10 protein-coding genes are annotated in these 9,988 nt (G+C 62.2%); 7 read left to right on the top strand and 3 right to left on the bottom strand.

Annotated elements, in window-relative coordinates; genetic code table 11:
* Positions 1 to 410: patatin-like phospholipase family protein (locus CMI59_RS02890; RefSeq protein ID WP_293324507.1), on the bottom strand; the 410-nt coding region annotated here is incomplete at its 3' end.
* 136 nt (positions 411 to 546) lie between these two features.
* Between CMI59_RS02890 and CMI59_RS02885 the strand changes: the two genes are divergently transcribed.
* The 4 genes from CMI59_RS02885 (at position 547) to CMI59_RS02870 (ending at position 4,361) form a co-directional block, all read left to right on the top strand.
* On the top strand, positions 547 to 1,401 hold the full coding sequence (locus CMI59_RS02885) for an MBL fold metallo-hydrolase (protein ID WP_293324505.1): 855 nt from the start codon (positions 547 to 549) through the stop codon (positions 1,399 to 1,401).
* 401 nt (positions 1,402 to 1,802) lie between these two features.
* Positions 1,803 to 2,618, top strand: coding sequence for a class I SAM-dependent methyltransferase (locus tag CMI59_RS02880; protein ID WP_293324503.1), 816 nt, complete (start codon positions 1,803 to 1,805; stop codon positions 2,616 to 2,618).
* On the top strand, positions 2,605 to 3,447 hold the full coding sequence (locus CMI59_RS02875; RefSeq protein ID WP_293324501.1) for a methyltransferase domain-containing protein: 843 nt from the start codon (positions 2,605 to 2,607) through the stop codon (positions 3,445 to 3,447). The genes CMI59_RS02880 and CMI59_RS02875 overlap by 14 nt, the downstream gene beginning before the upstream one ends.
* A gap of 224 nt (positions 3,448 to 3,671) precedes the next feature.
* Positions 3,672 to 4,361: a hypothetical protein gene (locus CMI59_RS02870; protein ID WP_293324498.1), complete on the top strand. Its 690-nt coding sequence runs from the start codon at positions 3,672 to 3,674 to the stop codon at positions 4,359 to 4,361.
* 19 nt (positions 4,362 to 4,380) lie between these two features.
* Here CMI59_RS02870 and CMI59_RS02865 read toward each other — a convergent pair whose 3' ends face one another.
* Complete coding sequence (locus tag CMI59_RS02865; RefSeq protein WP_293324495.1) at positions 4,381 to 5,259, bottom strand: alpha/beta hydrolase; 879 nt, start codon at positions 5,257 to 5,259, stop codon at positions 4,381 to 4,383.
* A 33-nt stretch (positions 5,260 to 5,292) separates the two neighbouring features.
* Positions 5,293 to 7,524: a lytic transglycosylase domain-containing protein gene (locus CMI59_RS02860; RefSeq protein ID WP_293324493.1), complete on the bottom strand. Its 2,232-nt coding sequence runs from the start codon at positions 7,522 to 7,524 to the stop codon at positions 5,293 to 5,295.
* Between the two features lie 260 nt (positions 7,525 to 7,784).
* Between CMI59_RS02860 and dapA the strand changes: the two genes are divergently transcribed.
* From dapA to CMI59_RS02845, 3 genes are all read left to right on the top strand, one after another.
* The gene (dapA, locus tag CMI59_RS02855; RefSeq protein ID WP_293324490.1) at positions 7,785 to 8,660 is read left to right on the top strand and encodes a 4-hydroxy-tetrahydrodipicolinate synthase; all 876 of its coding nucleotides are present in this window, start codon (positions 7,785 to 7,787) and stop codon (positions 8,658 to 8,660) included.
* Between the two features lie 10 nt (positions 8,661 to 8,670).
* Complete coding sequence (smpB, locus tag CMI59_RS02850) at positions 8,671 to 9,168, top strand: SsrA-binding protein SmpB (protein WP_293324488.1); 498 nt, start codon at positions 8,671 to 8,673, stop codon at positions 9,166 to 9,168.
* 3 nt (positions 9,169 to 9,171) lie between these two features.
* Positions 9,172 to 9,988, top strand: an 817-nt coding sequence (locus CMI59_RS02845) for a DMT family transporter (RefSeq protein WP_293324485.1), incomplete at its 3' end; no start/stop codon positions are given.

The raw sequence follows: 9,988 nt of genomic DNA, 5'->3' as shown, positions 1-9,988 counted from the left end.
GCGGGACTGCCGGCCGGATTCAGCCAGGGCGGCGGCACACGCGGCGTGAAGAAACTCGGGATGCCGAAGGCGAGGGCGGACGCCGCGCTTGCCTGCGCATAGAGGCTGCGTATTTCCAGCCCCGGCATGACGGGCTCGCCCAGCAGCGTGCCGGATACGCGGTCCCAGAAGGATTTGAGCTTTTCCACGCGGTCTTCGCGCCGGTTGCCGGCAATGATCGCCGCGTTGATGGCGCCGACGGAAATTCCGGCCAGCCATTGCGGTTCGATCCCGGCCTCCGACAAGGCGCTATAGACGCCGGCCTGGTAGGCGCCGAGGGCGCCGCCGCCTTGCAGCACCAGCACCGGGCATTCCGCCTCGGTGGAGGATGGGGGCTTTCGAGTGGGTCGAGAAGGTGTCTGCGCGGCCATGGGAGGCTCCGATAAGCAACCGTTCTATCGGGTCATGTGGGGAGCCTTTTCGCAACTGCAAAATGAAATTTTTGAGAGATTCACGCCGGTTTGTCCTAGCTTTGCAGGAAAGGAACAAGAACGAGGGGCGGAGAGAATGGAACAGTGGCGCATCGGCGATGTGACCGTGACGCGGATCATCGAGATGGAGATGGCGGGCGGTACGCGCTTTATCCTTCCCCAGGCGACGCCGGAAGCGGTCGCGCCCTATGAGTGGATGAAACCGCATTTCGTGACGGAGGAGGGCAAGCTCGTGATGAGCATTCACGCCCTTATCGTCGACACGCCGTCGGTGCGGATCATGGTCGATACCTGTCTGGGCAATGACAAGCAGGGCCGCATGGCGCCGATCTGGAACGACCGGCACGAGCCCTTTCTGGAGCGCATGGAGGAGGCCGGCTATCCGGCGTCCTCGATCGACATGGTGATGTGCACTCATCTGCATGTCGACCATGTCGGCTGGAACACCATGCTCAAGGACGGGGAGTGGGTGCCGACCTTTCCTCAGGCGCGCTATCTGATGGCGCGTACCGAGTTCGAGCATTGGCAGTCCCAGACGGAAAACGAAGAGCAGGTCCATGTCTTCGCCGATTCGGTGAAGCCGGTATTCGATGCGGGGCTTGTCGATCTGGTGGAGATGGATCACCGGCTTTGCGACGAGGTGTCTCTCGTTCCCACCGTCGGGCATACGCCGGGCCATGTGAGCGTGAAAATTTCGTCGAAAGGCGAGGAAGCGCTGATTACGGGCGATTTCATCCATCATCCGTGTCAGTTCGCGCGCCCCGACTGGGCATCGTCGGCGGATGTCGATTCTGCGGGATCGACGGCGACACGCGAGAGCATGTTCAAAAACCTAGCGGAAACGCCGGTTCTTGTGATCGGGACGCATTTTGCGGCGCCCACAGCGGGTTATGTGAAACGAGAGGGAAAAGCATACAGGCTCGATACATAAGAGCTGCTTTTTGAAAGAAATATCTCAAATAAAAGACGCAAAACGCTGAAAAGCATTTGTTTTTAAAAGATTTACCCTGCCGCTGTTGATACCTCGCAGAGGCTTTGTTACGGTCCCATCCCGTCGGGCAAGGAATTCTCCGGCGCAGCAATCATGCTGTGCCGTTGCGAGGATTTCGACCTCGACAGCACCATCCAAGCGGCGCCTATGCCGCTCAATCGCGAAATCCCTCGCGATTGTGTCCGGTGCGGTCTGCGCTGCGCATCCTGCGCACATCTTTACGTAGACCTTTGAAATCGAGACCTAGGGCGCCAGTCATGTGGCTGGTGCCATCACAAATTGACCGATCGGCGGAGCGCGCTTTTGCGCGCCCGGCATGTCGGCATTTTTGAAGGGGCAATATGTCTGGTACCGTACTCAAGAAAGAACAGGATTTCGGCGAGGATCCCCTCGCAGTTCGTGAATCCGATCACTATCAGCACGAATATACGGAATCCTTCGTCGACAAATGGGATCAGCTGATCGACTGGAAGGGCCGCGCCGAAGGCGAGGGCCGTTTCTTCATCGACCTGCTGAAAAAGCTCGGCAAGCACAAGATCCTCGACGTCGCCGCGGGTACAGGTTTTCACTCCGTGCAGCTCGCCAAAGCCGGTTTCGACGTGACCACCGTCGACGGCGCCAAGGAAATGCTCGTCAAGGCATTCGACAATGGCCGCGACAACGGCATCGTTCTTCAGACCATCTGCGCGGACTGGCGCTGGCTGAACAAGGACGTACACGGCAAATACGATGCGATCGTTTGCCTCGGTAATTCCTTCACCCATCTCTTCGAGGAGAAGGACCGTCGCCGGGCGCTCGCCGAATTCTATGCCGCTCTGAAGCATGACGGCGTCCTCATCCTGGACCAGCGCAACTATGACCTGATCATGGATGAAGGCTTCAGCACGAAGCACAAATACTACTATTGCGGCGACAAGGTTACGGCCGAGCCGGAACATGTCGACGACTCGCTGGCGCGCTTCCGGTACACATTCCCGGACGACAGCGTCTATCACCTCAACATGTTCCCGCTGCGCAAGGCCTATGTGAAGCGCCTCATGCACGAGATCGGCTTCCAGAAGATCACCACCTATGGTGACTTCAACGCTGACTATGACGATAAGGAAACCGACTTTTACGTTCATGTTGCGGAGAAAGCCTACGATGACGAGTCCTGATACGAACGCCGTCGCCAAGGCAGAAGAATATTACGACAGCGACGATGCCGATAAGTTCTACTTCACCATCTGGGGTGGGAAGGACATTCACATTGGTCTGTACAAGGACGATGAGGAACCCGTCGGCGATGCGAGCCATCGCACCGACGAGACCATCGCGTCCAAGATCCAGGGCATCGGTCCCGACACCAAGGTGCTCGACATCGGTGCCGCTTATGGCGGTGCGGCGCGCTACCTCGCGGAGACCTATGGCTGTCACGTCACTTGCGTGAACATCTCCGACAAGCAGAACGCCATCAATCGCGAGATGACGGAGAAGGCCGGCCTGTCGGACAAGATCACCGTCAAGCATGGCAGCTTCGAGGATATTCCCGCCGAGGATGGTTCCTTCGACGTCGTCTGGTCGCAGGACTCGATCCTGCACAGCGGCAATCGCGTCAAGGTGATGGAAGAGGTGGCCCGCGTGCTGAAGCCGGGCGGCCAGTTCATCTTCACCGATCCGATGCAGTGGGACGATTGCCCGGCGGATGTGCTGCAGCCGATCCTCGATCGCATTCATCTTGCGACGCTGGGTTCCCCGGGTTTCTACGACAAGGAACTCAAAGCGCTCGGTTTCGAGAAGCTCGGTTTCGACGATCACGTCGATCAGCTTCGCCGCCACTACTGGCGCGTGCGGCAGGAGCTTCAGAAGGGCTATGACAAGCTTGTCGAGGTCGGTGTGAGCCGTGACTACATCGACAACATGATCAAGGGCCTGGAGCACTGGGTGAATGGCGCCGACAAGGGCTATCTGGCCTGGGGCATCATGCATTACCGCAAGGCGAAGTAAGCACTTGGCGAAAGCACCGGGCGGGCGTAATGTCCCGTTCAACGAATGAGGATCGAATGACTTACGTCGCGCACAAGATGATCGGTTGGTGGACCACCTGAGGGTGGCCCTGGACCAGATCGTGCGTCGATCCGACAGAAAGGCCGCCCGTTTCGAGGCGGCCTTTTTCGTTTCCTCCACCGGAGAAGGCCGTTTCCGAAAATGGCCTGAAAGGAGAGCCGGTGATGGAGATGGAGCAGGAATTCAAACTGGACGGGATCGTGCCCTGGGGGCGGCGCCTCTGGGAGTATCGCGCCTTTTTCGCACTGGAAGAGGCGGATCTGCGCGGAGCCGTTCTGGATGTCGGGTCGGGGCCATCGTCTTTTGCCGCCGAGGCCTCGGCGGCGGGCGCGCAAGTGACCGCTACCGATCCGCTTTACGCATTGCCCGGTGAGACAATCGCGCAGCGTTTCGAGGAGACGCGCGGCGCGATGATGGAGGGCTTGCGTCAGGCGCGGCATCGCTTCCGCTGGTCGCAATATGGTTCGCCCGAGGCCATCGAGACCATCAGGCGCGAAGCGCTGGCGCTCTTTCTGGCCGATTACGAAAGGGCAGGCGCACGGCATTATGTCGAAGCCTCCTTGCCAAAGTTGCCTTTCGCCGAGGGGGCTTTCCGTCTCGCGCTTTCATCTCACCTGCTGTTCCTTTATGGCGACGATCTCGACTTCGCCTTTCATATAGAGGCGTTGCACGAGCTGCTGCGCGTCGCAGGGGAGGTGCGCGTCTTTCCGCTGATCAATCTCGACGGGCGGCCGTCAAGCCATCTGCCGGGCGTGCTGGCGCATTTCGCGCGGGAAGGCATGCAAGCGGAGCTGGTGCCGGTCCCTTACGAATTTCAGAGGGGCGCAACGAAGATGCTGCGGCTCAGGCGATGAACCCAACGCTCAGCGCCGATCAGAGGGCGTGGCGCTCGAGGAAGTCGGAGATGACGCTGAATTCGTGTTCGCTGTCCAGGAAGGGCGCATGGCCCTGGTCGGGCAGCGTGACTGGTGTCAGCGCGGGATGTTCCTCGGCCATCTTCGCCAGCGTGTCGGCGGAGAGGATGTCGGAGTTCTCGCCGCGCAGCGCGAGGACGGGCACATGGGCGAGCGCCTTGAACTGGGCCCACATATCGGGCAGTTCGCCCTTGGCGGCGTCCAGTCCCTTGCGCATGGCCGTGCCGATCTTCGGGTCGTAGTCCATTTTCGGCGCGCCGTTTTCGTCGGTGGCGAAGGTGCGTTGCGAGAAGGCTCGCCATTCACCGCCCGTGACATTGGGAAAGTCGCGCTCGTTCATCATGCGCAGCTTCACCGCCGCTTCGTCCCAGGTCGAGGGCGTCTCCATCGTGCCCGCATAGCCTGCAATGCGTTCCAGGCCCTTTGCCTCCACCTCCGGGCCGATATCGTTGAGGATCGCCGCCTTGAGGGCGACCGGGCGGAAGGCGGCCATCAGCATGGTGATGATGCCGCCGCGCGAAGTGCCGATGAAGACCGCCTGATGGATACCCGCCGCCGTCATCAGGTCGAGCGTATCCATCAATTCGTTCTGGGGCGTGTAGGCGTCCGCACCGCCTGCATATTCAGACAGGCCGCGCCCGCGCAGGTCCGGGCAGAGAACGCGCCGCTCCTGCGAGAGGAACCCCGCCAGCGCCTCGAAATCCTTGGAATTACGGGTCAGCCCCGGCAGGCAGATGACCGGCGTTTTCGGCGCGGTCCGCTCGCCATAGTCGCGCGCATAGAGCCTCAGTCCTTCCTGCGTGGTGTAGAGGAAGTCCCGGTAGGGCGTGGGCTGCATGCGTTATCTCCCGCAGGTTATCACGAAAAGGGGTCAGCGATCGTCGGCCTCGACGACGGGAGCCATATGGCCTTTGGGGGCAGGGCGCACAAGCGGTAAATCGTCGGGCTTGCGCTCGGGCGGCGGGGTGGTGATTGCCGGTCCCGTATTGCGCCGGAGATCGGCCCCGAGCCGGACAGGCTGCTCCTTGCCCTCGAGCCGCGCCCGATAGACTTCGAGGTTCTCCATCACGCGCTGCACATAGTTGCGGGTTTCGGAATAGGGAATGTTCTCGATCCAGTCGATCGGGTCGACCGCCGTGGAGCGCGGATCGCCATACCGGTCCACCCATTGGTCGACGCGCCGCTTGCCGGCATTATAGGCGGCGATGCTCATGATGTAGGAGCCGCCGAACTCGTTTTGCACGAGGTCGCCGAGATGGGCGGCGCCCAGTGTCGCATTGTATTCCGCATCGGTCAGACGGCTGCGCGAATAGGGCATGTTGAACTGCCGCGCAACCAGCCGCGCCGTCGAAGGCATGAGCTGCATCAGGCCGCGCGCGCCGGCATGGCTGATGGCGTCTGCGTCGAACTCGCTTTCCTGCCGCGACAGGCCATAGACGAGCGAGGGTTCCACGCTGGGGCCGACCTGCTTCCAGTTCGGCATCAGGTTCGTTGGATAGGCCCTGTCGGTCAGCACGATATTGCGCATGGCCGCCGCCTTGGCGATGCGGATCGACAGTTTGGGATCGCCGAACTGCCGGGCGAGGTCGGAAAGGGCGGCGAGTTCCGCCGGGTCGTTCAGCCTGCTCGCCATATGCAGCATGAAGGTCCAGAGCGTGCTCTGGCGGTCGATCTGGTGGAGAATTTTCGCCACCTGCACGAGTTCGCGTTTTTCGAAGCTCTGCTTTTCCTTCCGCGGCAGCGTCGGATCGTTGGCGAGTTTCAGCATGCCATCGCCGCCTTGCGTCGCCTGTGCGGCGATGGCGAGCTGGCCGTAAAAGGTCGTCGGATAGGCTGAGGCTTCGGTGTAGAAGCGCTTGGCGCGGTCGGCATGTCCGCCCGCCGAAGCGGCGCGGGCCAGCCAGTATTTCGCGCGCGCCTTGCTGATCGGCGTCGAGACGCCCTTGTCCAGCCGGTCGAAATGGGCGGCGGCCTTGGCGGGTTCGTTCAGATATTGAAGCGCGATCCAGCCGGAGAGGAATTCGGCGGCGGCGAAGTCCGCGCCTTCGGTGAGGCCGTGTTCGGAGGAGATCTCGTAGGCCTGCTCGTAGAGCCCGTCCGCAAGGGCCTTTCTGGCTGCGATGCGCCGTTCCACCCACCAGCTATCGGGCCGCACCATGTCGCTCGGGCTTGCCGGCGCGGTCAGCAGCAGCGGCAGGGCCATCGTGTCGTTGCCCTTGCGGCGCTCATAGCGGACCTGATCGAAAATCAGGCCGGGGTCGCGGCGCAGATAGGCTGGGACGCGCGAAAGGGCGTTTTCCGCCTTGCTGGAGCGGCTGGCGAGATGGATGCGCGCATCGGCGAGCTTCTGCGCGTCTTCGCCCAGCATGGCCGCCGTCTTGCGGGCATCGGTGCTGCGGCGTTCCCAGAGAAGCCGGGCCAGCCGCGCCATCTGCACGTCCTGCGTCAGATATTGTCCGTATTGCGCGATGATTTCCTTCTGCCGGGTGGCGGAGAAATCGTTTTCCGCCCAGGCACGGCGGATCCAGTCGGCGCCGCTTTCCTTGTCGCCGGTCAGGATCAGCGTCTCGCCATAGCGGATCTTGCCGTCGCCGGTAACGGGCGGGTGGGCTGCAAACCAGCTCAGCGTGTCCTGCGCGTCGGCCGGGTAGTCGAGAAGCGCCTCTTCGGCGCGCCGGTCGAGCAGCGACTGGAGCGGCCAGTCGGGATTGGCGGTCTGGAAGGCGGCGATATCGGCGAGCGTCGCGCCGCTGTCCTTTTCCACCAGCTTGTCCCAGAGCAGCAGCTTTTTCGCGACGGGATTCTTCACCGCCGCGGTTTCCTGGGCGAATTCCGGCCATTGATCGTCGTCGGCCAGGTCGAAAGCGCGGCTGACGTGAACCCAGTCGGCAGCGTCCAGTATGCCGGGCGGGGCCGTCGGGGCGGGTATTGGGGGGGCGGGGATCGCCGCCGGGGTTGCGGCGCCGGATGCCCCCGGGCGCGCCAGCGGGACGTCTGCCGCGAAAGCCGGCAGGGCGAGCGCGGCCGTCGCACATGGCAACAGGCAGGCGGCTGCCAGCCGGAAACAGGTCAGAGAAGAAATACGCCTTCCATATCGGCCCATCACGGCACGACCCCGCAGTCACTGGAGGATTGGACCCTGCGCTGCGACAAGCGTCGCCGCATGATCCCCTTTACCCTAAAAGCACGTCCGGCCCCCCGGCCCACGGCATTCGAGACTGCCTTTTCGCCCCCAGCTTACAGAGCCACGACTTCGCGCTGCAATAGGGATCGTCGGGGAAGGGGCATTTCCTTGCCGCTTCAGAAAGTTACGGTTATGTTGCGCGCCTTCAAAACAGCCAGCCCCCGCTATGGAGCCAAGTCATGTTCAAGGGATCCTTTGTCGCTCTCATCACCCCGTTTCGCGACGGCAAGGTGGACGAGGCTGCCTTTGAAAAACTGGTGGAGTGGCACATTGCCGAGGGGACGCATGGGCTGGTTCCCTGCGGCACCACGGGCGAGTCGCCCACGCTCAGCCATGACGAACATCGCCGCGTCATCGAACTCTGCGTGAAGGTGGCGGCCGGCCGCGTGCCGGTGATGGCCGGCGCGGGCTCCAACAACACCGCCGAGGCGGTGAGCCTGGCGCGCTTTGCGATGGATGTGGGCGCCGATGCGGTGCTGGTCGTCACGCCCTATTACAACAAGCCGGGTCAGGAAGGGCTCTATCGCCATTTCAAGGCGGTGAACGATGCGATCGATATTCCGATCTTCATCTACAACATCCCCGGCCGCAGCGTGATCGACATGAGCGTGGAGACCATGGCGCGTCTCTTCGAGCTGAAGAACATCTATGGCGTGAAGGATGCGACGGCCAATCTCGCCCGCGTGAGTCTGCAGCGTCAGGCGATGGGCGAAGGCTTCTGCCAGCTTTCCGGCGAGGATGCGACGGCGCTCGGTTTCAACGCGCATGGCGGCGTCGGCTGCATTTCGGTGACCGCCAATGTCGCCCCGAAGCTCTGCGCCGAATTTCAGGAAGCAACGCTCAACGGCCAGTATGCGAAGGCGCTCGAAATTCAGGACCGGCTGATGCCGCTCCATACTGCGCTTTTCGTTGAGTCCAATCCGTCGCCCAGCAAGTTTGCGCTCAGCGAGCTGGGGCTTTGCAGCGACGAACTGCGCCTGCCGCTGATCGAGGTTTCCGATGCCACCAAGCAGCAGGTACGCGAGGCCATGCGTCACGCCGGCCTGCTGAACTGATACAAACCCCATGTCCTCAAAAAGCGGTGGCGCAAAGAAGAAAGCCGGTGACGGGTCCAGACTGGTCGCGGACAACCGGCGTGCGCGCTACGACTATGCCATCGGCGATACGTTCGAGGCGGGGATTGAGCTTTTCGGCACCGAAGTGAAATCGCTGCGCGGCGGGCAGGCGAGCCTCAATGAGGCCTATGTGCAGGTGAAGGAGGGTGAGGCGCTTCTCATCAACTGCTTCATCCCCGAATACCAGCAGGCGGCGAGCATGTTCAATCACGAACCCCGCCGTCCGCGCCGTCTGCTTCTGCACAAGAAGGAGATCGCCAAGCTCTGGAACGCCACGCAGCGCCAGGGCATGACGGTTGTGCCGCTGAAACTCTATTTCAATCTGCGCGGGCTTGCCAAGATCGAGGTCGGTCTGGGCAAGGGCAAGAAAGCCACCGACAAGCGCGAGACCATGAAAGAGCGGAGCTGGCAGCGCGACAAGGCACGCCTCCTGCGCGACAGGGGCTAGGCCGTGAGCGCGGTGCTGGGGGCGGGGCGATGGATGTATCAGCGGCCCTGGCTTCTGCTTTTCTTCACGGCGTTGTTCTGGGCGGGAAATGCGATTGTGGGGCGCGCCGCGGTCACGGCGGTGCCGCCTATCGGGCTTGCCTTCTGGCGCTGGTTCTTCGCTTTTCTGGTCCTGCTGCCTTTCGCATGGAGGCCTGTGCTGAACGATCGAGAGGCGTTGAAATGCCATTGGCCGGTCATCGTGGCGCTGGGCGTCATCGGCATCGCGACCTTCAACACATGCCTCTATATCGGGCTCGGGGCGACGCAGGCGATCAATGCGGGCCTGCTTCAGGCGGCCATGCCTGCCATCATCATTATCTTTCTGCTTTTCCTCGGGGAGCGCCCCGGCTGGCGGGAACTTGCCGGTATGGCGCTCGCCCTTGCCGGGGTGGTCGTGACGCTCTTCAAGGGCGACTGGCAGCGGCTTGCCTCGCTGTCCCTCAATGAGGGCGATGCCTGGGTCTTTGCGGGCGTGGTGCTTTATGCGGCCTATTCGGTGGGCCTGCGCTGGAGGCCGCAAATCCATCCCATGACCTTTCTCAGCCTGACCTTCATGACGGGCTGGGTCGCGCTTCTGCCGCTCTATATCTGGGAGAGTTTCCACGCGCAGCCCTTCACGCTGGGCCGGGACAGCATTCTGGCCGTGCTCTATGTGACGATCTTTCCGTCGATCCTCGCCTATGTCTGCTTCAACCGGGGCGTGGAACTTCTCGGCGCGTCCAAGGCGGGGCTCACGCTCTACTTCGTACCCATACTCGTCAGCCTGCTCGCCGTGCTTT

The organism is Parvibaculum sp., from assembly GCF_002684405.1.
Classification (GTDB): domain Bacteria; phylum Pseudomonadota; class Alphaproteobacteria; order Parvibaculales; family Parvibaculaceae; genus Parvibaculum.
The sequence above is the reverse complement of the archived record's forward strand: the minus strand, read 5'-3'. Positions and strand labels throughout refer to the sequence as shown.

Bases quoted from the DNA above. Each gene is read 5' to 3' on its own strand.
- CMI59_RS02885 (WP_293324505.1), top strand. From the start codon at position 547: ATGGAACAGTGGCGCATCGGCGATGTGACCGTGACGCGGATCATCGAG.
- CMI59_RS02880 (WP_293324503.1), top strand. From the start codon at position 1,803: ATGTCTGGTACCGTACTCAAGAAAGAACAGGATTTCGGCGAGGATCCC.
- CMI59_RS02875 (WP_293324501.1), top strand. From the start codon at position 2,605: ATGACGAGTCCTGATACGAACGCCGTCGCCAAGGCAGAAGAATATTAC.
- CMI59_RS02870 (WP_293324498.1), top strand. From the start codon at position 3,672: ATGGAGATGGAGCAGGAATTCAAACTGGACGGGATCGTGCCCTGGGGG.
- CMI59_RS02865 (WP_293324495.1), bottom strand. From the start codon at position 5,259: ATGCAGCCCACGCCCTACCGGGACTTCCTCTACACCACGCAGGAAGGA.
- CMI59_RS02860 (WP_293324493.1), bottom strand. From the start codon at position 7,524: ATGGGCCGATATGGAAGGCGTATTTCTTCTCTGACCTGTTTCCGGCTG.
- dapA (WP_293324490.1), top strand. From the start codon at position 7,785: ATGTTCAAGGGATCCTTTGTCGCTCTCATCACCCCGTTTCGCGACGGC.
- smpB (WP_293324488.1), top strand. From the start codon at position 8,671: ATGTCCTCAAAAAGCGGTGGCGCAAAGAAGAAAGCCGGTGACGGGTCC.